The 24686-nt window shown below is 70.4% G+C and carries 19 protein-coding genes; 13 read left to right on the forward strand and 6 right to left on the reverse strand.

The window, feature by feature from the left end:
* Positions 1 to 396 precede the first annotated feature (396 nt).
* Together KPF22_RS09990 and tcmP are read left to right on the forward strand one after the other, a co-directional pair.
* Complete coding sequence (locus KPF22_RS09990; RefSeq protein WP_255624243.1) at positions 397 to 1161, forward strand: DUF5131 family protein; 765 nt, start codon at positions 397 to 399, stop codon at positions 1159 to 1161.
* Between the two features lie 92 nt (positions 1162 to 1253).
* Positions 1254 to 2375 (forward strand): three-Cys-motif partner protein TcmP, encoded by a 1122-nt coding sequence (gene tcmP / locus KPF22_RS09995; RefSeq protein WP_224401833.1) that lies wholly within the window; start codon positions 1254 to 1256, stop codon positions 2373 to 2375.
* 252 nt (positions 2376 to 2627) lie between these two features.
* On the opposite strand, the gene KPF22_RS10000 is transcribed toward tcmP, so the two are convergent.
* The gene (locus tag KPF22_RS10000) at positions 2628 to 3563 is read right to left on the reverse strand and encodes a hypothetical protein (RefSeq protein ID WP_224401834.1); all 936 of its coding nucleotides are present in this window, start codon (positions 3561 to 3563) and stop codon (positions 2628 to 2630) included.
* A 333-nt stretch (positions 3564 to 3896) separates the two neighbouring features.
* Here KPF22_RS10000 and KPF22_RS10005 point away from each other — a divergent pair, with 333 nt between their 5' ends.
* Positions 3897 to 4097: a hypothetical protein gene (locus tag KPF22_RS10005; protein WP_224401835.1), complete on the forward strand. Its 201-nt coding sequence runs from the start codon at positions 3897 to 3899 to the stop codon at positions 4095 to 4097.
* Positions 4098 to 5179: 1082 nt separating this feature from the next.
* Here the strand turns inward: KPF22_RS10005 and KPF22_RS10010 are convergent.
* The 4 genes from KPF22_RS10010 to KPF22_RS10025 all read right to left on the reverse strand — a co-directional run bounded on the left by KPF22_RS10010 (position 5180) and on the right by KPF22_RS10025 (position 8706).
* Positions 5180 to 5464, reverse strand: a complete 285-nt coding sequence (locus KPF22_RS10010) for a hypothetical protein (RefSeq protein WP_224401836.1) — start codon at positions 5462 to 5464, stop codon at positions 5180 to 5182.
* A 196-nt stretch (positions 5465 to 5660) separates the two neighbouring features.
* A complete protein-coding gene (locus KPF22_RS10015) occupies positions 5661 to 6866 on the reverse strand; it encodes an acyl-CoA dehydrogenase family protein (RefSeq protein ID WP_224401837.1) in 1206 nt (401 codons plus the stop codon).
* Between the two features lie 17 nt (positions 6867 to 6883).
* Complete coding sequence (locus KPF22_RS10020) at positions 6884 to 7663, reverse strand: SDR family NAD(P)-dependent oxidoreductase (RefSeq protein ID WP_224401838.1); 780 nt, start codon at positions 7661 to 7663, stop codon at positions 6884 to 6886.
* Positions 7660 to 8706, reverse strand: coding sequence for a phosphotransferase family protein (locus KPF22_RS10025; protein ID WP_224401839.1), 1047 nt, complete (start codon positions 8704 to 8706; stop codon positions 7660 to 7662). The genes KPF22_RS10020 and KPF22_RS10025 overlap by 4 nt, the downstream gene beginning before the upstream one ends.
* A 155-nt stretch (positions 8707 to 8861) precedes the next feature.
* Between KPF22_RS10025 and KPF22_RS10030 the strand changes: the two genes are divergently transcribed.
* Entirely contained in the window at positions 8862 to 10106 is a 1245-nt protein-coding gene (locus KPF22_RS10030; protein WP_224401840.1) for a CdaR family transcriptional regulator, read from the forward strand.
* A 116-nt stretch (positions 10107 to 10222) separates the two neighbouring features.
* On the forward strand, positions 10223 to 11536 hold the full coding sequence (locus KPF22_RS10035; RefSeq protein WP_224401841.1) for an MFS transporter: 1314 nt from the start codon (positions 10223 to 10225) through the stop codon (positions 11534 to 11536).
* Positions 11537 to 11592: 56 nt separating this feature from the next.
* Here KPF22_RS10035 and KPF22_RS10040 read toward each other — a convergent pair whose 3' ends face one another.
* Positions 11593 to 12435, reverse strand: coding sequence for a DJ-1/PfpI family protein (locus KPF22_RS10040; protein ID WP_224401842.1), 843 nt, complete (start codon positions 12433 to 12435; stop codon positions 11593 to 11595).
* 122 nt (positions 12436 to 12557) lie between these two features.
* Here KPF22_RS10040 and KPF22_RS33050 point away from each other — a divergent pair, with 122 nt between their 5' ends.
* The 8 genes from KPF22_RS33050 to KPF22_RS10080 all read left to right on the forward strand — a co-directional run bounded on the left by KPF22_RS33050 (position 12558) and on the right by KPF22_RS10080 (position 24484).
* Complete coding sequence (locus KPF22_RS33050) at positions 12558 to 13799, forward strand: CdaR family transcriptional regulator (RefSeq protein ID WP_224401843.1); 1242 nt, start codon at positions 12558 to 12560, stop codon at positions 13797 to 13799.
* Complete coding sequence (locus KPF22_RS10050; RefSeq protein WP_224401844.1) at positions 13796 to 15016, forward strand: CdaR family transcriptional regulator; 1221 nt, start codon at positions 13796 to 13798, stop codon at positions 15014 to 15016. The genes KPF22_RS33050 and KPF22_RS10050 overlap by 4 nt, the downstream gene beginning before the upstream one ends.
* Before the next feature lie 236 nt (positions 15017 to 15252).
* Positions 15253 to 16959, forward strand: coding sequence for an alpha/beta hydrolase (locus KPF22_RS10055; protein ID WP_224401845.1), 1707 nt, complete (start codon positions 15253 to 15255; stop codon positions 16957 to 16959).
* Positions 16956 to 17795 carry an alpha/beta fold hydrolase gene (locus KPF22_RS10060; RefSeq protein WP_224401846.1) on the forward strand — a complete coding sequence of 280 codons (840 nt, stop codon included), beginning with the start codon at positions 16956 to 16958 and terminating at the stop codon, positions 17793 to 17795. The genes KPF22_RS10055 and KPF22_RS10060 overlap by 4 nt, the downstream gene beginning before the upstream one ends.
* A gap of 234 nt (positions 17796 to 18029) precedes the next feature.
* Positions 18030 to 19532, forward strand: coding sequence for a long-chain fatty acid--CoA ligase (locus KPF22_RS10065; RefSeq protein ID WP_224401847.1), 1503 nt, complete (start codon positions 18030 to 18032; stop codon positions 19530 to 19532).
* 34 nt (positions 19533 to 19566) lie between these two features.
* Positions 19567 to 20103, forward strand: a complete 537-nt coding sequence (locus KPF22_RS10070) for a nucleoside monophosphate kinase (protein ID WP_224401848.1) — start codon at positions 19567 to 19569, stop codon at positions 20101 to 20103.
* Positions 20104 to 20970: 867 nt separating this feature from the next.
* Positions 20971 to 22401: an aldehyde dehydrogenase gene (locus KPF22_RS10075; RefSeq protein ID WP_224401849.1), complete on the forward strand. Its 1431-nt coding sequence runs from the start codon at positions 20971 to 20973 to the stop codon at positions 22399 to 22401.
* A 106-nt stretch (positions 22402 to 22507) separates the two neighbouring features.
* Positions 22508 to 24484, forward strand: a complete 1977-nt coding sequence (locus KPF22_RS10080) for an acyl CoA:acetate/3-ketoacid CoA transferase (protein ID WP_224401850.1) — start codon at positions 22508 to 22510, stop codon at positions 24482 to 24484.
* The last annotated feature ends 202 nt before the right edge of the window (positions 24485 to 24686 follow it).

Below are 24686 nucleotides of genomic sequence, written 5' to 3' on the forward strand. Positions count from 1 at the left end.
GTCGCATCTACAGCCGAAGCGCGGTCCGTTCGCGGTTCGTGTCTCCTGCCGCGCCCGACGCATCCGACCGCCGTGATAGCAGATCCGCTCGGGGCCGCAAGGCCCCGCACCCTGGTGGAACGCCCGCGGCGTGGCCTGACGGCCCGGTGGCTTACTGCGACCGGTGTCGTGCAAGGGTGCTCCGCTGGCGCTGTGCCGCACTGCGCGACCGAACTTCGTGCGGTCCTTCAGCGCGACGCGGACCGGCTGCCGCGTAGATGGCTCGCGGCCGCGGCCTGCCGGGGTTGCTGATGCGATGCACAAATGCGCTACATCCGGCGAGGCGCGGGCCAAATCTACGAAAATCGTCAGGGCGATCGCCTAAGGTGCCCGACATCGGAACGGAGAATCACGATCATGAGTAGATCGCGGATCGAGTGGACCGAAGTCACCTGGAATCCGACGACCGGGTGTGACCGGGTGTCGACCGGCTGTGATCACTGCTATGCCCTGACCCTGGCGAAGAGGCTGAAGGGAATGGGGTCGCCGAAATACCAGAACGACGGCGACCCCCGCACGTCCGGGCCGGGGTTCGGGGTCACCACCCACGAGAACACCCTGACCGCGCCGTTGCGGTGGCGCGATCCGCGGGTGGTGTTTGTTAACAGCATGTCAGATCTGTTCCACGCCCGGGTGCCGACAGAGTTCGTCGCGCGGGTGTTTGCAGTGATGGCGGCGACCCCACAGCACACGTACCAGGTCCTGACCAAGCGCGCGACCAGGCTCCGGCGGCTCGCCCCCGACCTTCCCTGGCCGCCGAACGTGTGGATGGGCGTCTCGGTCGAGAACGCCGCGGTCGCCGCACGGGTGGACGAGCTACGGCAGGTGCCCGCCGCAGTGCGGTTCCTGTCCTGCGAGCCGCTGCTCGGGCCGCTGAACCGGATCGACCTGCGCGGTATCGGATGGGTCATCGCTGGCGGAGAGTCCGGAGCGGGCGCTCGTCCGATGGACCCCATTTGGCCGGTCGGGCTTCGCGATGCCTGCCTGGCCGCGGACGTGCCCTACTTCTTCAAGCAGTGGGGCGGCCCCACCCCGAAGGCCGGCGGACGACTGCTCGACGGTCGCACCTGGGACGAGATGCCCGAAAGCAGTCCTCCGGCGACCGCGTTGGGCTGGACGTGACAACTGTGCGCGAGATCACGCACACTATCGGTGTTCGTGCCTGGTTCCTGTACTTAGGGGCGGGCTGACAGCGACGGCGGGGGCGACGCTTCATGGTGCAGGAGACTCTGTGGCCTTTGGAGCCGCACACCGGGGTGAAGCACGACATCTACGACGGCTATCTCGACGCCTGGTGGCCGATCATCATGCAGTCGTTTGGGTCAGGCACTTACGCCGAGGGATTCGCCGGTCCCGGCGTCTACACTGACGGGCAACCCGGGTCACCGATCCGTGCTCTGCGGCGACTCCAGGTTCTGCGGGCCGCAAAGCCGCACCTGAGTCGCCGGCCGGCCCGGTTCGTCCTCGTAGAGAAGCGGGCCGACCGCGTGGCCGAACTACTTGACCGGTTCCGGGACGAGCTCGGCGACCCGATGCGCGATGGGGAGTACCGCGATCCGTCGTTGCACGTGATCGTTCAGCAGGGGACCTGTGAGCAAACCCTGCCCGAGCTTCTTCGCCGGGTCGGTGTCGGGCGGTTCCCACTACTGGGAGTGCTCGACAGCTTCGGAGGCGGCAGCACCAGTGACCTCATCGGCAAGTTCGCCCGCCAAAATGCAGGGGAGGTGCTGACGACCGTTGAGCCTCAGCACTTCGTCCGCAACCTCGACCCCGCCCGCAGCGACCGGGTGTTTGGCGGCCCGCACTGGCGCGACGTCGAGAAGTACGAAGCGGACGACAAGCGTGCATTCATCGCCCGAGCGCTCGACACCGCAGTGCGCGCGGCCGGGTTCCGCTACGTGATCGCGTTCGGCCTGGAGACGGTCAAGGGCAACGAGCTACTCCTGCAGTTCGCTACCAACCATCCCCTCGGATTGGAGCGATTCAAGGAGAGCCTGTGGCGGGCCGACCCCATCGCCGGTGCTCGATTCCGCGATCCCAACGACCCCGAGCAGATGCTGCTCGACCTCACCCCCGAACGTTCCGTCGCACCGTTGCGCCGACTATTGGAGGAGTACCTCCTCAGTCGCCCCGGCGGCAGCGCAACCTTAGGTGATCTGCGCGACTTCGTGTTCGAGCGGACATTCTACCGGAAACCCGATGTCGCACCCGCTGTCAATGAGCTGCTCGAACGTGGGCTCGCCACTAGTGACCGGCGCCGACCGCGCATCGACTCCCGTACCCCGGCCGCCACCGTCATCACCGCCACTGACACCGAGCAGTACCAGCTCGCCTGAGGTGCGTCGACCTACTGGCTTACACTATTCATAGGCCTAAGGTGGCTTCAATAACTGCGAGCACAGTTACGAAGTATGGCGCGTTACCGTGCATTGAGTCTAGCGGCGGCGGAGATATGAACATTTACGCAAAGTTTGCGACTCTCTACCAATAATGCTCCTGAACTTCGTCCGGCGGGTTTGGCCTCGACTAGCAGGCGCCGCGTGGCCTGGACAAGGTGATGTCGCCGTCGGCGACTTGCGCCCAGAAACTCAAGCGTTGTCGCCAATATCATCAAGCGCCTCAGCGATCGCCGTCATGACGGCTTCATTGGCAGGCGACTCGAACCCCGCTGGCAGCAGCTTGAAGCTGTGTAGACGTTCGTCGCTGTGGCCGCTGTACCCCTGGATCTTGCCGTCTTCGTACCGACTGGGATCTGGTCGAACCTCCAGTAGGCCGAGGCGGTTAAGCATGATGTGCGCCTCGTAGGCGTCACGGCCCACGCCGTAGTGACGCAACCGAGTCTCGCCTGGGATCTTCACCTCTTCTGAGATGGCGCCGAGGGAGGCGATCATCAGAAGAAATGCGAGTTCGGTGTCTTCGAGGTAATGGACCCAGCCTTGAGTAAAGATCGAGACGGGAAGCTGAAATGTATCCTTCTCGGCAGTCTTGGGTATTTGATAGAGCTCGTTTTCTCCCTGTTCACGTACGCCGCCCTCATCCATTAGTAGAAAGCCCTCGTACTTGTTTGAGCCCGCGTTGCTGTTGGGTAGGGCGACTAGTTCCTCTTGGTTGAGGCGGCTAAGGGTCTCGTGGATCTGGCGCCGCTTCTTCGCGGCTACGTCCATGTAGGTATTGGTGCCACGGCTATGCCGGGCGGGTGAAGCGAGCAAATCAACCCAGCCAATTTCGTTATGGGTGCCTCGCAGTAGACGCTTGTTCAACGGGCGCGCACCCAGTTTGGCCACCGAGACCTGGGCCTCGAAGAGGGCGGTCAGGTAGAACCGCAGCGCGGCACCGCGGGGGCTGACGATCCGTGTGGAGGGCGGCCGCAGAGATCGGGACGGGAGTGAGCGATCCGAGTGATCACCGGGCGCTGGCTGGGCCCGACGTACGAACCGACGTCTGATGACCACGCTGTTCAGCTTCGGCTTCGCCTCGGCGAGCACGGCCATGTTGTGGGTGGCCTTGGTGGCCGAAGCCTTCATCGTCCGCAGCCGTGCCTGACGCCTGCCTAGCTGAACACGCTCTGCCCTACTAGGGCTACGTGGAGTCAGCAGCGGAGATATTTCCAAGATCTTTGTCCTTGCTGAGATGAACGTTTTGACCCGCCAGTGGCGCCATGTTCTCGTGCTTACCGCTACGTGGCGCACTGGCGGGTCAAGACGTTCCATCACTCTACACCCACCCATGCCCGAACCTGTGCAGGATGGTGCTCAGGGCCAGCGCAGAGCCGGTTCTGGAAGGAAGTGGGCGGTCTCCGGGTACGAGCCGGAGACCGCCCGATCGAACACCACGTCCCGCTACAGGAAGTAGGGCTCATGACCACAGTACGGCCTTCGGGAGGTTCATCGGGGACTCGCGGCGAGGATCGCCCCGGTCGGCGGCTGCCGCTGCGCTGGCTGGTGATCGGCGTTCTTGCCGCACTTTCCGCCGGCTCGGCATACGCCACTGCCGGTCAGGCCGCCGCGATCCTGGTCGCGGTCGGCGTCGCTGCGGCACTGCACAAGATGCTCGAGTAGTCGAACGGTCACGGATGGCGGGAGGGCCACTGCCCAGCCTGCCGTCCGTGACCAGCGTGCCGAACTATCAACGGGGCTGGCCGATGCGGCCGATGACCTTGAAGACGTGCGCACAGCAGACGGTGTGGTCGCGGTCCGTGGAGCCATCCGTGGAGCGAAACGTTGGTGAGTGACGAGGTTTCGGGCTACCACGGGGCTCGGAGGCTTGGCTGTTGTTGCTGGTCGAGGGCCCAGTCGACGTCGTCGGGGCGCTTCACACCCGAGCGGTCGCAGGTTCGAACCCTGCCGCGCCCACACTCCTGACCAGGGAATCCAGCTTCTGCAAGATCACTTGTCAGTCCGCGTGACACGTTTTAGTACTGCCGTCGATGACGTCGTCGAGAGAGTGCAGTGCCCGTCGTCGCACCTGGACGCCGGGATCCGCTGGCGCCGCACACCCTCTGCTCCCACGAGAGCAGCCTCGTTTCGAGGCCGAAGTGTTTGGCGATGGTGCGGTTCTTCAGACGTCGGACGCTCTCGACACAGGCGGGGCACTGCACGACGGCTCCTGAGAGTCCGTAGTGGAAGGTCCCTCAAGAGATGGCACCGTCGACTCCGAGTACGAAGTGCGGACGGCGCAACCTGCTGCGAACGTCGGATTCTCGTCAACCGTCCCGTCCTGGGTGGGCCGACGACCCGGGACCGGAGGAACCACCCCTGTTCGGCGCGTAGGTCGGCGTGATGCCGACTGTACGGCGACTGGGTCGGAGGGGTCGGCTGTGGTCGGAGGCCCCGGAAGAGCCGCTCGACCTCGACAACCAGCGGCGGTCCGCTGACGGAGGAGTCGCCACCGACCGACTCGACTGCGGCGACGAACTCTGGGCCCGTCGTGGGTCATGGTCGGTCGTCCACGCCGATCCCGACGAGTCGCCGGTCAGGGTGCAGTCCAGTTGGACGACGGTGTCGTGCAGGTCTCCGGCTTCGTGCGGGTGGTGCCGGTGCGGGACTGCCGGGACTTCGCCGTCGTCGGGGCTGCGGTAGCCCGTGACGGTGACCTGCTGCCGGTCGGGGAGTCGGAGATCGAGCGTTGCGCGGTGGTGCCATCAGCCCGCGGGCCGGGGCAGGAACGCGAGGTCGTGCTCGAGATCGATCAGCTCGCCGTTGTCGCCCGTTCGGAGCCCTCCGTCACTGCCAGGCGGCGGGAACCAGGTCCGCTCCCACAGACCAGGTACCGAAGCGGGGGTTTCCGTTGCTGCGGCCGGGGCGAACGCCGAGCCTTCACCCCAGTGGCCGTCGGCGTGGGCGCAGCGCTCGGCGATGACCGCGACGCCGCCCGAGCTCGACGAGACCACGGTGGCGGTGCAGCGGTGGCCGTCGTCGGGCAGCACACCGATCGTCGCCGGGGCCGGCCCGGCATCTGCGGAGTACCCCCGCGTTCAGCCGGGTCGAGCTCCATCGCCGCCGACGGGCTCGGCCCGGACCTGCGATCGTCGGTGGGATCCCGCCACGTGGTGGGAGCTCCACCGGACGGGTGGTCCACGATCGTCAGGATCTGCTGTTCACCCACTGGACGCACGGCGACCGTCAGCCGACGTAGGGTCGCCCGCGCCGTAGCTCATGGCGGGCGATGGATCGCCTGTGTACTGCGTCCGGACCGTCGACGATCCGCAGCACCCGGGCCCAGGCGTAGAAGTACGCGAGCGGGAAGTCGTCGCTCACCCCGGCTCCGCCGTGCACCTCGATCGCCCGGTCTATGACCGCGGTCGCCACGGCGGGCGCGGCCACCTTGATGGCGGCGATCTCGGCGGCGGCGCCCTGCGCACCGTGCTCGTCGATCAACCACGCCGTCTTGAGGACCAGCAGCCGGGCCTGGTCGATCTCGATCCGGGATCGGGCGATCAGGTCCTGGACCACGCCCTGGTCGGCCAGCGGCCCGCCGAACGCCTCCCGCACTCGGGCCCGTTCCACCAGCAACGCCAACGCCCGCTCGGCCATGCCGATCGCCCGCATGGCGTGGTGCACACGGCCGGGTCCGAGGCGGGCCTGGGCGATCCGGAAGCCGTCGCCCTCCCCGGCGAGCAGGTTTGCCGCCGGGACCCGGACGTCGTCGAACACGATCTCACAGTGGCCGTGCTGGTCCTGGTACCCGAAGATCGGGAGCGAGCGGACCACGTCGATGCCCGGAGTTCCGGCCGGGACCAGGACCATCGACTGCTGACGGTGCGGCGCGGCGCCGGGGTCGGTCTTGCCCATCACGATGTAGACCGCGCAGGTCTCGTCGGAGACGCCGGTGATCCACCACTTCCGACCGTTGATCACGTAGTCGTCGCCGTCGCGGACGATCGAGGTGGCGATGTTTCGGGCGTCGGAGCTGGCCACGGCGGGTTCCGTCATCGCGAACGCGGAGCGGATCTCGCCGGCCAGCAGCGGGGCGAGCCACCGTTCGCGCTGCTCGTCGGAGCCGAACATGTGCAGCGTCTCCATGTTGCCGGTGTCGGGCGCGGCGCAGTTGACCGCCTCCGGCGCGATCACCGGCGACCAACCGGTGATCTCGGCGAGTGTCGCGTACTCGACGTTCGACAGTCCCGACACGTCCGGGAGGAACAGGTTCCACAGTCCTTGTTCGCGCGCCGCGCTCTTGAGACGGTCGAGCACGGGAGGGCGGGCATGGTCGCCGTGCGTGCGTCGCCAGACGTCGTACTCGCTCTCCGCGGGGAACACGTGATCGCGCATGAAGTCCCACAGCCGGTCGGACAGTGCGGTCACACGGGGGCTCGGGGCGAAGTCCATGGTCGTTCTCCTGTCGGTCAGTGACCGGACATGCCGCCGTCGACGGGCAGCGTGATGCCGGTGATGTAGGACGCGGCGTCGGAGGCCAGGAAGATCACGGCGCCGTCGAGCTCGTGCTGGCGGCCCATCCGCTTCAGGGACGACGTGGCGTCGATGAAGGAGAGCAGCCCCTCCCGGGGGATGCCAGCGGTCATCTCACTGGCGAAATAGCCGGGAGCGACGGCGTTGACCCGGATACCTCTGCGGCCGGCCCACTGCTGTGACAGATCACGGGTCAGCCCGATCACCGCGGCCTTGCTCGCGGCGTAGGCGGCCTGGGGACTGTAGGACGTGATCAGCCCGAGGACGCTCGCGATGTTGATGATGCTCGAGCCCGGTTTCATCGCCCGGGCGCACGCCTGGGCCATCCAGTAGCTGCCCATCAGGTTGACGTCGACGACCCGGCGGAAGCTCTCCGGCGGTTCCCTCAGTGCCGGGACGGCGGTTCCGAGGCCCGCGTTGTTGACGAGGACGTCGATCCGGCCGAACGCGTCGAGCCCGGTGCGGACCAGCGCGGCGCAGGCTTCCGGATCGGTGACGTCGGTGGCGCGCGTGGCCACCCGGCCGCCGTTCGCGGTGATCACGCCTGCCACCTCGTCCAGCGCCGCGGCGCGTCGGGCCCCCAGCACGACCGCCGCTCCGGCCTCGGACAGGGCCCGGGCGAAACCGGTACCCAGGCCCGAGCTGGCACCCGTGACGACCGCGACCTTCCCGTCGAGCCGGAACCGGTCGACACCCGTGACCGGGGCGGCGCTCACAGCCGGCCCCGCAGGGTCGCGAGCCCGGACTCGGCGAGCTCGACGACACCGGCCGAGACGTCCTCGACCGACTGTCCGCCCATCTCGCCGGCGTCGGCTCGCCTCTGGACACCCTGGATGATCACCGCGAACTTGAAGCGGGCGAAGGCCAGATACCACCCGATGCCGGAGAGGTCCGCGCCGGACCCCGCCGCGTAGCGCTCCAGCAAGTGGGCCCTCCGAGGGAAGCCACCCCCGACGGTCACGAGCGGAACCAGGGGGACCTCTGGCTCGCCGGGTTCGGGCCAGTAGTGCAGGAGGAGCCCCAGGTCGGCCAGCGGGTCCCCGAGCGTGGACATCTCCCAGTCCAGCACCGCCTGCACCCGCCCCGGGTCCGAGCGCTCCAGCACGCAGTTGTCGAGCCGGAAGTCGCCGTGCAGGAGCGCACCGCGACCGGACTCTGGCACCGAGTCCTGCAGCGCCCGCGCGAGCGCGTCGAGCGCGGGAACCCGGCCGGACCCGGAGACCTCGGACTGAGCCGTCCACCGTCGCACCTGGCGGAGGAGGAAGCCGTCCGGTCGGCCGAGGTCGCCGAGTCCGACGGCGGCGGGATCCTGGCCGTGCAGCTGCACCAGCGCGTCGACCAGCGCGTCGGCCATCCGCAGGCGGTCGGCCGGGGTGTCGGCATAACCGGCCGGCAGCTCCGCCCGGATGACGTGCCCGTCGAGCCGCTCCATCACGTAGAACGGCACTCCCAGCAGGGACCGGTCCTCCCGGGCGAGCACGATCCGCGGCACCGGGACCGGACCGTCTGCCAGTGCACGCTGGACGCGGACCTCCCGGGCCATGTCGTGGGCGGTCGGGAGCAGGTCGCCCGCGGGCGGGCGACGCAGGACGAGCTCACCGGCGGGCCCGCGCAGCAGGAAGGTGAGGTTCGACCTGCCCCCGGTGATGAGGGAGAACCCGAAGGTGCTCCACCGTGGGTCACCGGTGGCCTCGGCGAGAGCCGGACCCAGCCGGTCGGGCCGCACGAGGTCGGGGTCGGGATCGGTCGACGGGGTCATCGGTGCGCCTTTGCGGTCGAGGACGGGTCGCCGGTCGTACGGCGGACGACCCGAGTGTCGGCCACCGGGCCCCTCACCTCCCGGGTGACGGCCCACAAAGATCCCGGTCCCGATTGTGGTCCGCGAACAAGCGGCCGGTGGCTACCCTGCGTCGGATGAGCGATGAGGCCGTGGTCCGCATCATCGTTGAGCGGGTCCGGGAGTCGCTCGACGAGACCGTCGCGGCGTCCGTCCTGCGGACCTTCGAGCAGGTCCCCGCCTATGCCGCCGCCGCGGACCCGACCCTGCGGTCGGACCTGTACGACCACGTGGACGCTGTGTTCCGGACCGTCCTCGACGTCCTCGCCGGACGGCGGCCGGCCGAGCCGGAGGACTTCGGGACCACGGCCGCCCACGCCACCCGCAGGGTCGCGCAGGGGGTGCCGCTCGCCGACTTCCTGCGTGCCTTCCGCATCAACCAGGTCCTGCTGTGGGAGGGCGTCGTGCGTGCGTCGGGCTCCGACGAGGCGAGCCGTGAGGTCGCGCTGCGCCTGGCCACCGACGTCATGCAGGCGATCGAGGTCGGCAGCACCACCGCCGCCGAGGCCTACCTGCTCGCACAGCAGTACGAGCTGGCCGAGAGCGACCGGATCGCGCGCGACCTGGTGGAGGACCTGCTGGCCGGTCGCGAGCCCGGGACCGGGCCCTCGCGCGAGCTGGCGGGGCGCACCGGTCTGGACGGCACCGCCCGGCTGGTCGTGTCGAGCACAGTCCTCGCCCCGTCGTCGGCCGGCGGCGGGGCGCTGCGCGACGTCGTGCAGACGTTGCGCAGCGCGGTCGCCGCGACTCGCCCCGGACTGGCGGTCCTGCGCCGGGACGAGGCCGTCGGCATCGCGCCGGTGTCCCGAGCGGGAGCCGCCACCTTCGTCGAGGAGCTGCAGCGGGTGCACGAGAGGCTGCAGCGGCAGGGCGTCGAGGCGGCGACCGGGATCAGCACCGTCCACACCGGAGCCGGATCGGTCGCGCGGGGTCACGCCGAGGCGGTCGTGGCGCGTTCGGGGCTGGCGGGGCGCACCGGTGTGGTCGCCCTGCCGTCGCTGAGCGCCGTCGACTACCTGGTCCTGCGGTCGGACGACACGGTCCGGCGGTTGATCCGGCCGCAGATACGCCAGTTCGTCGAGCAGGACGTCGCCCGCGGTGGTGCGCTCGTCGAGACGCTGCGGCAGTACGCCGCCCACGACATGAACGCCACCCTCACCGCGTCCGCCATGCACATGCACGTCAACACCGCCTACTACCGGCTGGAGCGGATCGCCGAGCGCACCGGCTGCGACCTGCGGCGGTTCGCCGACCTGCAGGAGCTACTGATCGCGGTACGGCTGCTCACGCGTCCCGGTGAGGACGCGTCGTCCCAGCGCTGACCGGCCCGGACGGTCGTTGTCCGCCCACCACAATTCGCTGTGGTGGGCGGACACGATGACCGTGGTGTCCGGGCCCGGGAGCCTTCGACGGAGCCCGTCGACACCAGGAGACCGCAATGTCGCGAACATCCCCACCCCCCGGCGCCGTCCGCCCCTCCCCGTCCCCGGGGGTCCAGCGCCGCTCGCTGACCGCCAGCACCGCGGGGCAGCTCCTCGAGTGGTACGAGTGGAGTGCCTATGCGGTGTTCGCCCCGTTCATTGCCCGCGCCATGTTCGATCCGGCGGACCAGGTGTCCGGGCTGCTGGCGACGCTGGCGGTCTTCGGGGTCGGCTTCCTGATGCGGCCGCTCGGTGGAATCGTCTTCGGTCGCATCGCCGACCGGCGGGGTCGGCGGTTCGTCCTCGTCACCACGATGTTGACCATGGCCTTCGCCTCGGTGGGCATCGGCCTGCTGCCGAGCTATGACTCGGTGGGGATCGCGGCCTCGGCGGGGCTGCTCCTGGCTCGGGTGCTGCAGGGTTTCGCGCACGGCGGCGAGTCGGCCACCGCGAACACCTACGTCGCCGAAATCGCACCGCCTCACCGACGCGGCCAGTGGGGGAGTGTCGTGTTCGTCGCGATCTTCGGCGGATCCGTCCTCGCCTACACGCTGGGTGGTGCGATCACCGGGGTGCTGGACGAATCGGCGGTCGCCGAGTGGGGCTGGCGGGTGCCGTTCCTGCTCGGTGCGGTCCTGGCGCTGGTCGCGCTGTGGATGAGGCGGGGCATGGCGGAGTCCGCCGTGTTCGACGACGGGCCCGCCGCCCCGGCCACGGACATCGACATCGCGAACCCCGTGCGGCGAGGCCGGGCCGGGTCCGTCCTGCTGGTCGTCGCCCTGGTCGCCGGCATCACGGCGGCCCATTACACCTGGACCTCCTACGTCTCGACCTTCGCCATCGTCGAGCGGGGAATGGCTCCGGACGAGGCGTACTGGTCGACGGTGGCGGCGCAGCTCGTCGCGCTCGTGGCGGTGCCGTTCTGGGGCCGGTTGTCGGACCGGGTCGGACGCAGGCCGGTCCTCTACGGGTTCGGCGCGGCGATGATCCTGCTGCAGGTCCCGCTGATGAGCCTGATCAGCAGCAGCTGGTGGACCCTGCTGGTCGCCTCGACGGTCGCGCTACTCGTCGTCGGCGCCGCGGGCGCGCAGCTCTCGTGCGTGATGTCGGAGGTCTTCCCGACCGCGACGCGGACCCGCGACATCGGGTTCGCCTACTCGATCTCGGTGGCCGCGTTCGGCGGGTCCGCGCCGTACCTCAACCAGCTGTTCAACAGCCTGGGCATGACCTGGCTGTCCAACGGCTACGTCGTGCTGCTGTGCGTGGTCACGCTGCTCGCTGTCCGGCGGCTGCCCGAGACCCGGGGCGTCGATCTCGGCTCGGTCCGCTGACCGCACGGGACGGGGGTGTGGCCGGGGCAGCGCGAGGGCGTCCCGGCCACACCCGCTCAGGCGCGGGAGGCCAGGAACTCCGTGGCGAGCCTCCCCAGCGCGTTGGCCGCCTGCGGGCTGTCGCCCGAGAGCAGGTTGCGGTCCCGGTGCACCCGCCCCGAGACGACATCGTCCCGGTTCAGGACGTCGAGCCCTTGGGCGACGAGCGCCTCGCCGACGTACCATTCCATCTCGCCGGGCAGGTACCCGCTCTCGATGCTCGGCCCGGCGTCGACCCGGTCGGGATAGGCGACCACCTCGTAGCCGGTGAACGGGTTGGTCCCGCCGTCCAGCCCTCCGGCGACCAGCGCGGCGGGCCCGTGGCAGATCGCGATCATGGTCATGTCCCGCTCCTGTACCCGTCGCAGGACGTCTCGGACGTCGTGGCTCCGGGGCAGGCCGTTCATCGCACCGTGGCCGCCGGGCAGGTAGACCGCGTCGTAGCCGTCCAGCCCGCGGTCGAGGACGTCGCGCAGCCGCTGCGGCCCGCGAAACCGCGGCAGCATGCGCTCGTAGATCCCGCGGACCGCCTCGTCGTCATGGGGGAAGGCCCAGTGCTCGAACTTGGCCATCGCACCGGACAACGTGGCCACGTCGGTGTCGAAGCCCGCGGCCTCGAGGTGCAGGAGCGGGACCAGGGTCTCCACCGGATGGTTGCCGGTGGAGAACAGGATCCCGCCCCTGATGGGGAGGTAGCGCTCCTCGGTGGCGATCATGAGGATCCGACCGCGCGTCGGCCCGTCCGGCGCCGGGTGGGCGGGTCCGTCGTAGTCCGTCGTCCTCGGTGCGCGCCGCAGGCTCGCCTGCGAGGGGAAGTACGCACCCGCCTCCGCGGGGTCCGGATTGTCTCGTGGTGCCATCGGCGATGCATCCCTTCAGTCGTGGTCCTCGGAGGGCGACGTCCGGTCGCACGGGATCCGTCCCCCGCGTCCGTCGGTAGGGTGCGTGCCGCCGGCACCGGCCCGCCGGCGGAGGAGGGGACGTGACATCCGTCGGCGAACCCCCGGGTACCCCGGTGGGGCGGGTCGCCCTCCGGATCCTGGACCGGGCTCCGGCACTCGCGACGGAACTGGCGCGGCGCATCGGTAGCCAGGTGGACTTCTACCGTACCGGCGACGTCGTGTCCGATGAGGATCTGCGCGATTCGTGCCGGGCCAACCTGGAGTTCATGTTCCGCCGGGTGGCCGGTGAGGCCGCCGTCGACCTCGCTGCACCCCGCGAGACCGGCCGCCGACGTGCCGAGCAGGGCGCGCCTCTGGCCGCGATCCAGAGCGCCTTCCGGCTGGCGGCCTCCCTGGTGTGGGAGTCCGTGGTCGGGGAGGCACGACGCGGCGGCGATCTCGGCGACGCCGAGCTTGTCGCCGCGGCGGCGGGGATGTGGGCGCTGCACGAGCTGTTCACGACCGAGATGGAGAACGCCTACGAGGAGGTGCTCGCGGAGCGGACGACACGACGGGAGCTCGAGAGGTCGGTCATGGTCGAGGCGCTGCTGCAGGGCCGGGTGGTGGACACGGCGTCGGTGTGGCACGTGGCCGACACGGTCGGGTTGCCGCACCACGGCCTGTTCGTCGTGGTGGCCGCCGAGGTGCCCGCTCTGGCCCGGCAGGCCCTGCCCGGGATCGCCGGTCTGCTCCGGGAGCAGGAGCTCGGCTCCGCGTGGTGCCTGCTCCCCGACGCACAGATCGGCATCGTGTCCCTGCGCACTCGCGCCCGCCTCGACGAGCTGGTGGACCTGCTCGGCCGGACCGCCTCGGGCCGGGTCGGTGTCGGACCGGCCTACCGCGCTCTCGCCACGACTCCGCGCTCGCTGCACCTGGCCCGGATCGCGATGGTCAGCAGCGGCACCGGTGCCCCGGCGGTGAACGTGTTCGACCGGTCGCCACTGCCGATGCTCGTGGCGAGCTCGCCGGAGCGCGCACGGCGGACTGTGGACGCCTGCTTCGGGCCGTTGATCGGCGCCGTCGTCCCCGCCGAGGTGGAGGTGCTGCTGACGACCCTGCAGACCTACTTCGAGGTCGCCGGATCCGTCCCCGACGCGGCCCGTCGCCTCGCGTGCCACCCGAACACCGTGCGGCACCGGCTCAAGCGGGTGGAGGCGCGGACCGGCCACTCGCTCGGCGACGCGCGCGGTTCCGCGGAGCTGATCGTCGCGATGCAGGCCTACCGGTGGCTCGCTGCCACCGACGGGGCGGGGCCGCCCACGTCGTACGGGAGCGGGCGGTGAGCGTCCGGCCGGTGCGCCCGCAGGTCACGAACCTGTGCAGGACCGTGCTGCGGAGGCTGCCCGTCCTGGCAGACGAGCTGGCCGAGCGCATCGCGAAGGAGGTCCTGGAGTACGCGGCAGCGGGCGAGGTCCCCCGCGACGACCTGGCGGAGTCGTGTCGCGACAACATCGACTACGTCTTCCGCCGACTCGGAGGCCTGGGACCGTACGAGCTGGCCGCGCCCCGCCGTACCGGGCGCCGCCGGGCGGAGCAGGGGGTTCCGCTCGCCGCGGCCCAGAGTGCCTTCCGGGTCGGGTTCGCGTTCATGTGGGACACGGTGGTGACCGAGGCCCGTCGCGACGGGACCGTCCCGGACGCGCAGCTGGTGGACCTCGCGTCGGAGCTGTGGGCGATCTGCGAGAGCTACACCGGTGAGATGAGCTCCGCCTACCGCGGCGTGGTCGCCGAACGGGTGCTGCGCCGCGAGCAGGAGCGCTCCACCCTGGTCGGGGCGCTCCTCGACGGTCGTCTGTCGGACGGTGTGACCGCGTGGGAGGCGACCAGTCTGCTCGGGCTTCCCTACCACGGCCGGTTCGTAGTGGTCTCGGCCGAGGCCATCGACCTCCCTCGGCAGGCACTGCCCGGAGTCGAACGGCGGCTGGCGGGCCACGGCCTCGGCTCCGCGTGGCGGCACACCCCCGATGAGCAGGCCGGGATCGTGTCGCTGCGCGCGGGAGGAGCGGTCGGGCCGCTGCTGGACGGCCTCGCGGCGCTTGCCTCCGCGCGGGTCGGTGTCAGCCCGGTGTTCGACGCCGTCGATCAGGCCCCGGCCGCCCTGCAGCGTGCACGGATCGCGATGGCGGCGGCGCGGGGCCGCGGTGACGTCCGGCAGTTCGAGGATGCGCCCCTGCCGCTGCTGGTCACCGGCTCGCCGACTGCCGCACGGCGCATCGAGCGGCAGGTTCTCGGCTCCCTGCTGGACCTGCCGGCCGAGGAACGCGACGTGCTTCTGGAGACGCTGCGCGTCTGGTTCGACACCGGCGGGTCGGCGGTGGCGACCGGTGAGCGGCTGTTCTGCCACCCGAACACGGTCCGGCACCGCCTGCGGGCCGTCGAGCACCACACCGGGCGCAGCGTTTCCGACCCGATGAGCTCCGCCGAGCTCTACGTCACCCTCGCGGCCCGTCGGGGCCTCCCGGACGCGTTCGACCCGCTCGGCGACGACCTGGTCGACTGACCCCAGTCCGTCGCGACCGGCTCATCCGGATCGCGGTTGTGATCCGGAACAAGCCGGTGTGGGATATGCGGTTCGCGCCGACAGTGACCACTCGTCGCGTCCCTGTGCAGAGTGAGCGGCGCGACGGCCGCCGGAGGAGCGCACCTGTCGTCACCCAGGATCGAGCGCCGGAGGACACGGTTGGATCTCTCGCACGGCCCGGGCGGACCCGGCTCCACGACCGGGGTGGTCCTCCGATGAACATGCGGCGCGACGGCGGTCCGGAGCCGGAGGACACCGCCGAGCTCGGCGCACCGCTGGACCTGTTGCTCACACGGGCCGCGGGCGGGCTCAGGCACCGGGTCGGGCCGTCCACCTCCACGGCGAAGCTGCTGGTCGGGTTGGCCGCCCGGCCGCGACCCGTGGCGCGCCGCGCCGGGGCACTCGCCGCCGAGCTCGGGCGGGTCGCCCTCGGCGTCTCCGACGTGGCCCCGGGGCCCCGGGACCGCAGGTTCGCCGATCCCGCGTGGTCCACCAACCCGATGCTGCGGCGCACCCTGCAGGCCTACCTGGCCACGTCGTCGGCCGCGCGGGAGATCGTCGAGCAGGCCGGTCTCGACCCGCACGACGCGACCCGGGTCCGGGCCGGGGTGTCGAACCTGATCGACGCGCTCGCGCCGAGCAACAACCCGGTCCTCAACCCGGAGGCACTCCGGGCGATCGTGGACACGGCCGGTACCCACTTCCTGCGGGGGGCCCGCAATCTGGTGCGGGACATGGCCGAACCGCCCCGGGTCCCGCGCATGGTGGAACCCGACGCGTTCGTCGTCGGCGAGACCGTCGCGGCGACCCCCGGCCAGGTCGTGGCCCGCACGCCGCAGTACGAGCTGATCCGGTACACCCCGACCACGACGTCGGTGCGGGAGTACCCGCTGGTGATCGTGCCGCCAGTGATCAACAAGTACTACGTCGTGGACATGGCGCCCGGGCGCAGCCTCGTCGAGTACCTGGTCGGGGAGGGCCATCAGGTGTTCGTGATGTCGTGGCGCAACCCGGACGTCCGGCACGCCTCCTGGGGCCTCGATGTCTACGGCACGGCCGTGCTCGAGGCACTGACGACCGCCCGGTCGCTCACCCGGGCGCCGCGCGCACTGGTGCACGCCTTCTGCTCGGGCGGGATCATCGCGTCGATGGCGCTGGCACATCTCGCCGCCGGCGGTGGCCTCGACACGGTCGCGGGCCTCGGGCTGTCCGTCGCGGTGCTCGACCAGCAGGACACCGGGCTCACCGGCGAGCTCCTCACCCCGGCCGCCGCCGAGGCCGCCGTGCGGGCCTCCGCGGCGCGCGGCTATCTCGACGGACGTGCGCTGGCCGAGGTGTTCGCCTGGCTGCGGCCCAACGACCTGGTCTGGAACTACTGGGTGTCGAGCTACCTGCTCGGCCGCTCGCCGGCCCCGTTCGACGTCCTGTTCTGGAATGCCGACACGACCCGCATGACGGCCGCCCTGCACCGGGGATTCGTCGAGATCGCCCGGGACAACGCGCTGACCCGCCCGGGCGGGGCCACACTGCTCGGCACGCCCGTCGACCTCGCGGCGGTCACCGTCGACAGCTACGTCACGGCCGGGGTGACCGACCACATCTGCCCCTGGCAGGCGTGCTACCGGAGCACGGACCTGCTCGGCGGAAGCAGCCGCTTCGTCCTCTCCTCGGCAGGCCATGTCGCGTCGATCGTCAACCCGCCGTCGAGCACCAAGGCGTCGTTCTGGACGGCGGCCGAGACCCCGGTCGCCGCCGAAGACTGGCACCGGGACGCCGAAAGGGTCCAGGGCTCCTGGTGGCCGGACCTCAGCCGCTGGCTGCACGCCCGGAGCGGCGACGAGGTGGACGCCCCGACCGAGTCGGGCAACGCCGAGTACCCGGTTCTCGAACCCGCGCCCGGAACCTACGTGCACACGACATGAGCCGCGGTGATGACACGGGCAGGCGCCGCGGGCGGGTCACCGGCACCATCCGCGCGGCCGGGCGGGCGCTGCACGTCGACCACCGACCCGGCGCCGCGGGCCGGGTCCCCCTCGTTCTGTGCAGCGGGATCGGGACGAGCTCGACCCTGTTCGATGCGCTCGTCGACCGGCTCGATCCCGACCGTCCGCTGGTGCTGTTCGACGCACCCGGCATCGGGCGGTCGCCCCGTCCGATCGTGCCGTACCGGATGCCTGCTCTCGCCTGCGCGCTGCGCGGAGTGGTCGACCGTCTCGGCTACCGGAGGGCCGACGTCCTCGGCGTCTCGTGGGGTGGTGGCCTCGCGCAGCAGTACGCCGTCCAGAACCCGCGGCACTGTCGCCGGGTCGTGCTCACCGCGACCGCGACCGGGACACTGATGGTCCCGGCCGCGCCGAGGGTGCTGCTGCGCATGGCTACACCTCGCCGCCACCGGGATCCGGAGTACGCCCGGAGCATCGCCGGTGAGATCTACGGGGGTTCGGCACGCACCGCGGGGCCCCGTGTGGCCGACCTGCTGCATCGTGAGCCGCGCGCCACCTCGGTACTGCCCTACCTGTTCCAGCTCGCCGCCATGGCCGGCTGGACCAGCCTGCCGTTCCTGCCATTGCTGCGTCAGCCGACGCTGGTCATGGTCGGTGACGACGACCCGATCATCCCGGAGGTCAACGGGAGGATCATGCAGCGACTGCTGCCGCGAGGTCGCCTGCACCGCTACCGCGGCGGGCACCTGGCCGTGCTCTCCGAAGCCGCCGAGCTCGCCCCGGTGATCGACCGGTTCCTCGACGGTCCGGACTGACCCGGCCCCGCGCCGAGCTGCGCTCGGTGGCCGCGGACGGGCATTGTGCCGTGGCACCGCCAATAGGCAGGGCCGTTGTCCCCGGGACCATCGACGGAGGGGGCCGCAGCCAGCACGCTGGTCCCGACCTCCTCGGTCGACGGCCCGGTCCCGGGCCGCTGCCCCGCGGGAGGAACACGGCCGGCGTGCCTGACGCCGGAGCCGCGACCACACGACGACGACGTCGAGGGAGACATGGCCAACCTCTCGCTGAACCTGGTGTCGAGTGCTCGGGCGCACGGCGACCGCATCGCCTTGTGCATCGACGACACCGAGATCGACTACCGGACGCTGCTGTCCCGCGCTCGGGCGGTCGCCGGGATGCTGCGCGACACGGGCGTCGGGCCCGGCGACCGGGTCGGACTCGTCTCGTCGAATGTCCCCGCCTTCCCGATCGCGTTCTACGGAGCGCTGATCGCGGGGGCCGGCGTGGTTCCGATGAACCCGCAGCTGACGCCGCGGGAGGTCGACTACTACCTCCGGGACTCGGGTGCGTCGGCCGTCGTCGCCCTCGAATCCGTGGCCGGTGCCGCGCGGACGGCCACCTCGGCGCTCGGCGTTCCGTTGATCGAGATCGGGGCGCTCGGGCCGTCGGAGGAGCAGGTCCGGGCGTCCCCGCCGCTCGCCGACCCCGTCGAACGGGCCGACGACGATCTCGCACTGGTCCTCTACACCTCGGGTACCACGGGGCAGCCCAAGGGCGCGGTGCTCACCCATCGCAACATGGCGACCAACGCGGCGACCACGGCGGAGACGTTGCTGCAGGCCACCCCGGACGACGTCATCATGGGCTGCCTCCCGCTGTTCCACGTCTTCGGCCTGACCTGCGGCCTCAACGCGACGATCGTGGCCGGAGCCTCGCTGGTGCTGCTGCCCCGTTTCGACCCGGCCACGACGCTGGACCTCATCGCGGCCAGGAAGGTCACGGTCTTCGAGGGCGTCCCCACGATGTACAACGGGCTCCTGACGGTCGACGGCGACCACGACACGACGAGCCTGCGGACATGTATCTCCGGTGGGGCCGCACTCCCGGTCGAGATCCTGCACGCCTTCGAACGACGCTTCGGCTGCCAGATCCTCGAGGGGTACGGCCTGTCGGAGACCTCCCCGGTCGCGTCCTTCAACCACCCGGGCTCGGACCGCAGGCCGGGCTCGATCGGCGTACCGGTGCGCGGAATGGAGATCAGGATCGTGGACGACGCCGGCGTCGACCTCCCGGCCGGCGAGGTCGGCGAGATCGCGATCCGCGGCGAGGGCGTCATGGCGGGATACCACGGCCGGCCGGAGGCCACGGCCGAAGCAATCCCCGACGGCTGGTTCCGCAGTGGTGACCTCGCCCGCCGGGACGAGGACGGCTTCATCCACATCGTCGACCGCAAGAAGCAGCTGATCATCCGCGGGGGCTACAACGTGTATCCGCGCGAGGTGGAGGAGGTGCTCTACCAGCACCCCGCGATCGCCGAGGTCGCCGTGATCGGCATCAAGCACGACCGCCTCGGGGAGGAGGTCGGCGCCGCCGTCGCGCTACGCCGGGGGGCCACGGCCGACGTCGACGAGATCCGGGACTTCTCCCGTACCCTGCTCGCCGCCTACAAGTACCCCCGACTCGTCTGGCTGGTCGACGAGCTTCCCAAGGGGCCCACCGGCAAGATCCTCCACCGCGAGGTGACCCCGCCGTCGGACGTGACGGCACCGTGATCGGCCGGGGTGTCAAGCCGTGAACATCGTCGTCATGGGTCCTCCCGGATCAGGTAAAGGAACCCAGTGCGATCGACTCGCCACGCGGATGGGCCTACGCCATCTGTCGACCGGGGAGCTCCTGCGCAGTGAGGTGGCCGCGGGCTCCGAGCTGGGCCGTCGGGTCGCGACCACGATGGTGTCGGGATCCCTGGTGCCGGACGAGCTGATCGTCGACGTCGTTCTCACGCGTGTCGCGGCGGCGGTCGGAGCCGGATACCTGCTCGACGGCTTCCCTCGCTCGAGTTCGCAAGCGCACGCTCTGCTCGACGGTCCGGTGCCGCCGGACCGGGTCATCGTGCTGGAGGTCGCCGGGAACGAGCTCGTCCGGCGGATGCTCGCTCGCGCAGCGATCGAGGGCCGGGCCGACGACACTGCCGAGATCATCGCCCACCGCCTCGCCGTCTACCGGGAGTCCGTGCTGCCTGTGGTCGAGATCCTCGCGGCACGCGGACCGGTGACCCGGATCGATGCCGGACGCGCCCCGGATGTCGTGGCGGCCGAGATCACCGCGGCACTGGAGACGGAGTGAGCCGGACGTCGGGTCGACCCTCGGTGCTCGCCCACGCCGACGGGCGCGGCGGATCACCCGACGGCTCGGTCCGGCGACCCCTCCGTTCCGCGCGTGGACGGAGCCGGGACTGCACCGGCGCAGGCCGACCGTCGACTCGTGTCACCCGACTCTGCAGCGCGGCGATCCCGGCGCGCCGGGCCTCGATCCCGTCCGTGATGTGCCGCGGCTGGTCGGTGGTCGCCCGGTGGGGTAGCCCCGGCGGGCCACCGACCAGTGACGACGGCCGGTCCGGTATCGCCGCCGCGACGAGCTGCTGCACCGAGTCGTGGAACCGGCGGTAGGAGTCACTCGACGTCGACATGAGCCGTCGGTCGCTCGAGTTCGCCTCCGGGACGGCGTCGGTGTGTGCACGGGCCGGTCGTTCCGGGGTCCGGGACCGGTGCAGCCGGGCCGACCCGCGGCCGCTCGGAGCGGACCACCGCGGCGAGCCGTCGGCACAGGGTCGACAGAGGACGAGGTCCTGGTCCAGTGCGCGGATGGCGCCGCACCGGGCGCACGGCAACGGGACGTCACCCGGTCGTCGTCTGATCTGCTCCATGGGCACTCCATGTCTGGCGCCCGGCGGTGGCCGGTCTAGCGGGATGCCCGCGACCTGGGGCGAGGATGCGCAGGTCAGTCTCGCGCGACAGCCCACCGTCGAACGTTGTCAGGAGCCACATCGAACCAGCGGGGATCGTGTCGTAGCGGCCATCGACGCGACGCCCGTCGCACACCACGCTGTAGCCGACGCTCGACGGAGACGCATCGTCGGGTGAGTTCGATCCACACCGGTGGGTGCCGCGTGCGAGCCCGGCACGGACGACGAGTAGTAGGGAGACGCGCAGCATGGGCGCTGACCGCGAGACCTTCTTCATCGACGGGACCTGGACCGCACCGGCGTCCGACCGCAGGTTCGACGTCCTCGACGCCACGACGGGGGAGTCGATCGCGTTCGTCCCGGAGGCGGGCGAGGTGGATGTCGACCGCGCTGTCCACGCTGCACGGCGGGCGTTCGAGGCCGGCTGGGGGACCAGTACGGGTGCCGAGCGCGCCGCTGCGCTCATGAGGTTCGCCGACGCGCTGGAGAAGCGGGGTACCGAGCTCGCGACGTCGGTGACGAGACAGAACGGCATGCCCATCGGCCTGGCGAGGTCGCTGGAAGCAGGCTTCGGGGTCGGATTCCTGCGGTTCTACGCCGACCAGGCGGCGCGGCTCGACGAGCCGGATGTCCGCCCGTCGCAGCTGGGCAGCCAGACCCTGGTCGAGCGGTTCCCGATGGGCGTCGTCGCGGCGATCGTGCCTTGGAACTACCCGGTCGTGCTGGCCCTGAGCAAGATCGCGCCTGCGCTTGCCGCAGGCTGCACGGTGGTCGTGAAGCCGTCGCCGAACACCGTGCTCGATTCCTACGTCGTCGCCGAGGCGGCCGAGGAGGCCGGTCTTCCGCCGGGGGTCGTCAACTGGGTGGCTGCCGACCGCGAGGTCGGCGCCTACCTGGTGTCGCACCCCGACGTGGACAAGGTTGCGTTCACCGGGTCGACCATGGCGGGTCGGGCGATCGGCGGGGTGTGCGCGACGTTGCTGCGTCCGGTCACGCTCGAGCTGGGCGGGAAGTCGGCCGCGATCTTGCTCGATGATGTGGACCTGGACGCCGTGTGGCCCGGACTGCAGTTCATCACCATGATGAACAACGGTCAGACCTGTGTCGCCTGCAGTCGAGTCCTGGTGCCGGCGTCGCGCTACGACGAGCTCGTCGACGGCGTCGTGGACAGGCTGCGAGGACTGTCCGTCGGGGACCCGATGAACGAGAACACCCAGATCGGCCCTCTGGCCACCGAGCTGCACCGGGACAAGGTCGAGTCCTACATCGCCAGGGGTCGGGCCGAGGGCAATCTCCTGCTGGGGGGCGGCCGACCGGCCGACGTACCCCCCGGCTGGTTCGTGGAACCGACGGCGATAGAGGTCGACAACTCTGCGACGATCGCCCAGGAGGAGATCTTCGGCCCGGTGCTGTCGGTGATCCGCTACGACGGTGACGACGACGCCGTCCGGCTGGCCAACGACTCGGTCTACGGCCTGGGTGGTGCGGTGTTCGGCTCCGACATCGAACGCGCGAAAGCCGTCGCCCGCCGGGTCGAGACCGGCACGATCGGGATCAACGGCTACCCGGTCGCGCTCGGCTCGCCCTTCGGGGGAGTCAAGGAGAGCGGGATCGGGCGTGAGTTCTCGGCCGAGACCCTCGGCAGCTACCTGAACCTGAAGTCGATCTACGTCAGCTGATCGACGAGCCTTCCCCGGTCGTCGACACCTACCGTCGGACGCAGGGACCGGTGCCTGGTAGCTCGCCGGCGTCCGCCCTCGTTCGGCGACGAGACACAGGAGTGACATGGAGCTGGCGGCCGATTCCGTCGCGCACACCCGGGCCCGCAACAAGGTCGTCACCGCGGCGGAGGCGGTTGCGCTGATCCGCGACGACGACACGATCGTCATCGAGGGCTTCGCCGGTCAGTGCTTCGCCGAGGAGCTGACGCTCGCCCTCGAGGCCCGGTTCCTGCAGTCCGGATCTCCGACCGGCCTGACGATCGCCTTCGCCGTCGCCCAGGGTGACAGGGGTGGCCGGGGTACCGAGCATCTCTGCTACGACGGTCTGCTCAAGTCCGCGCTGGGCGGCCACTGGGGAATGTCGGGCCGTCTCGGTCAGATGGCCGTCGAGAACCGGATCCAGGCGTACAACCTTCCCCAGGGGGTGATCGCCCAGCTGTTCCGTGACACCGCCGCGGGTAAACCGGGACTCTTGACGAAGGTCGGCCTGGGCACGTTCGTCGACCCACGTCACGGCGGTGGCCGGATCAACGACGTCACCACCGAGGACCGCGTCTCCCTCATGGAGATCGACGGCGAGGAGTACTTGTTCTACAAGGCCTTCGAGCGGCTCGACGTCGCCTTCCTGCGCGGCACCACCGCCGACCCGGACGGCAACGTCACGATGGAGCGCGAGGCGCTCACGCTGGAGGCGCGCGCGGTCGCGACCGCCGTCCACAACAAGGGCGGGCTCGTGATCGTGCAGGTCGAGCGCATCGCCGACTCGGGGGTGCTCAAACCGCACGACGTCGTCATCCCCGGTGTCCTGGTCGATTGCGTGGTGGTCGGCAGGCCCGAGCACCACACGCAGACGTGGGCGACCGGATACTCGGCCGCGATGAGCGGCGAGCTGCGGGTGCCTCTCGCCTCGATCCCGCCGCTGCCGCTCGACGAGCGCAAGGTGATCGCCCGTCGCGCCGCGATGGAGCTGCGACCCAACTCGGTGGTCAACCTCGGGATCGGGATGCCGGAGGGCCTGGCCGCCGTCGCCGCGGAGGAGGGCGTGCTCGACCTCATCACACTGACCGCCGAACCGGGGGTGATCGGCGGCATGCCGCTCGGCGGGCTCGACTTCGGGTCGGCAGTCAACGGCCAGGCGATCCTGGACCAGCCGGCCCAGTTCGACTTCTACGACGGCGGCGGACTCGATGCGGCGTTCCTCGGAATGGCACAGGTCGACGTGCACGGCAACGTCAACGTCAGCCGCTTCGGACCGAAGCTCGCCGGTTCCGGCGGCTTCATCAACATCAGCCAGAACGCGAAGCAGGTCCTCTTCCTCGGGACCTTCCTCGCCCCGTGCCGCACCCGCATCGAGGCCGGGAGGATCGTCGTCGACGACGGTGTGGCGGCTCCGAAGTTCCTGCTCGACGTCGAGCAGCGCACCTTCAGCGGCGCGTACGCCGCGGCGGAGGGCAAGCCGGTGCTGTTCGTGACCGAGCGGTGTGTGTTCCGGCTGACCCCCGAGGGACTGGAGCTGATCGAGATCGCTCCCGGTCTCGACCTCGAGCGGGACGTGCTCGCCCACGTCGCGTTCACCCCGTTGATCAACTCCGATCCGGTCCTGATGGACGGGCGCATCTTCCTGGACGCGCCGATGGGTCTGCACCACGACCTGCTGACCGTGCCGTTGGAGGCCCGCTTCGGGTACGACCCCGAGCGCAACATCTTCTTCCTCAACATGGAGGGGATGACGCTGCGGACCCAGGCCGATGTCGACGAGATCTACGCGGAGGTGGACCGACGGATGGCTGCGATCGGCCACAAGGTCCGGGTGGTCGTCAACTACGACAACTTCGACCTGTCACCGGAGCTGACCGACCGCTACATCTCGGCGATCCGAGCGTTGTCGGACCGCTACTACCTCGGCGTGACCCGTTACACGACGAGTTCGTTCATGCGCCTCAAGCTCGGCGGAAACCTCTCCGACCGTGGCATCGCGCCCTACGTCTACGAGAGCCGCGCCGAGGCACTCGGCTGGCTCGACGACCACCAGAACCCCTGACACATCCCCCTCGGGGAGGCCCCGCGGGGCCGTTCCAGGAACAGCCTCTCGGGCAGCCCGACGAAGGACAGGTCGACGGGTTCGCGGCCGCCACCGGTGGCCGAGACCGGATCGTCGCGGGCGAGTTCATCCCGCCCGCACCGAGCCTCCACGATGCGCGCGCTCGTCGGACCCGCGCCTATCGGGGCCCGACCGCCTACAG

The sequence above is a fragment of the Pseudonocardia sp. ICBG1034 genome (genome assembly GCF_020131375.1).
Taxonomy (GTDB): Bacteria; Actinomycetota; Actinomycetes; order Mycobacteriales; family Pseudonocardiaceae; genus Pseudonocardia; species Pseudonocardia alni.

What these genes read in the sequence shown, in the direction of transcription:
- KPF22_RS10030 (WP_224401840.1), top strand. Translation starts at nt 8,862, where the DNA reads ATGAGCGATGAGGCCGTGGTCCGCATCATCGTTGAGCGGGTCCGGGAG.
- KPF22_RS10025 (WP_224401839.1), bottom strand. Translation starts at nt 8,706, where the DNA reads ATGACCCCGTCGACCGATCCCGACCCCGACCTCGTGCGGCCCGACCGG.
- KPF22_RS10065 (WP_224401847.1), top strand. Translation starts at nt 18,030, where the DNA reads ATGGCCAACCTCTCGCTGAACCTGGTGTCGAGTGCTCGGGCGCACGGC.
- KPF22_RS10015 (WP_224401837.1), bottom strand. Translation starts at nt 6,866, where the DNA reads ATGGACTTCGCCCCGAGCCCCCGTGTGACCGCACTGTCCGACCGGCTG.
- KPF22_RS09990 (WP_255624243.1), top strand. Translation starts at nt 397, where the DNA reads ATGAGTAGATCGCGGATCGAGTGGACCGAAGTCACCTGGAATCCGACG.
- KPF22_RS10000 (WP_224401834.1), bottom strand. Translation starts at nt 3,563, where the DNA reads ATGAAGGCTTCGGCCACCAAGGCCACCCACAACATGGCCGTGCTCGCC.
- KPF22_RS10070 (WP_224401848.1), top strand. Translation starts at nt 19,567, where the DNA reads ATGGGTCCTCCCGGATCAGGTAAAGGAACCCAGTGCGATCGACTCGCC.
- KPF22_RS10035 (WP_224401841.1), top strand. Translation starts at nt 10,223, where the DNA reads ATGTCGCGAACATCCCCACCCCCCGGCGCCGTCCGCCCCTCCCCGTCC.
- KPF22_RS10005 (WP_224401835.1), top strand. Translation starts at nt 3,897, where the DNA reads ATGACCACAGTACGGCCTTCGGGAGGTTCATCGGGGACTCGCGGCGAG.
- tcmP (WP_224401833.1), top strand. Translation starts at nt 1,254, where the DNA reads ATGGTGCAGGAGACTCTGTGGCCTTTGGAGCCGCACACCGGGGTGAAG.
- KPF22_RS10060 (WP_224401846.1), top strand. Translation starts at nt 16,956, where the DNA reads ATGAGCCGCGGTGATGACACGGGCAGGCGCCGCGGGCGGGTCACCGGC.
- KPF22_RS10040 (WP_224401842.1), bottom strand. Translation starts at nt 12,435, where the DNA reads ATGGCACCACGAGACAATCCGGACCCCGCGGAGGCGGGTGCGTACTTC.
- KPF22_RS10080 (WP_224401850.1), top strand. Translation starts at nt 22,508, where the DNA reads ATGGAGCTGGCGGCCGATTCCGTCGCGCACACCCGGGCCCGCAACAAG.
- KPF22_RS10075 (WP_224401849.1), top strand. Translation starts at nt 20,971, where the DNA reads ATGGGCGCTGACCGCGAGACCTTCTTCATCGACGGGACCTGGACCGCA.
- KPF22_RS10055 (WP_224401845.1), top strand. Translation starts at nt 15,253, where the DNA reads ATGAACATGCGGCGCGACGGCGGTCCGGAGCCGGAGGACACCGCCGAG.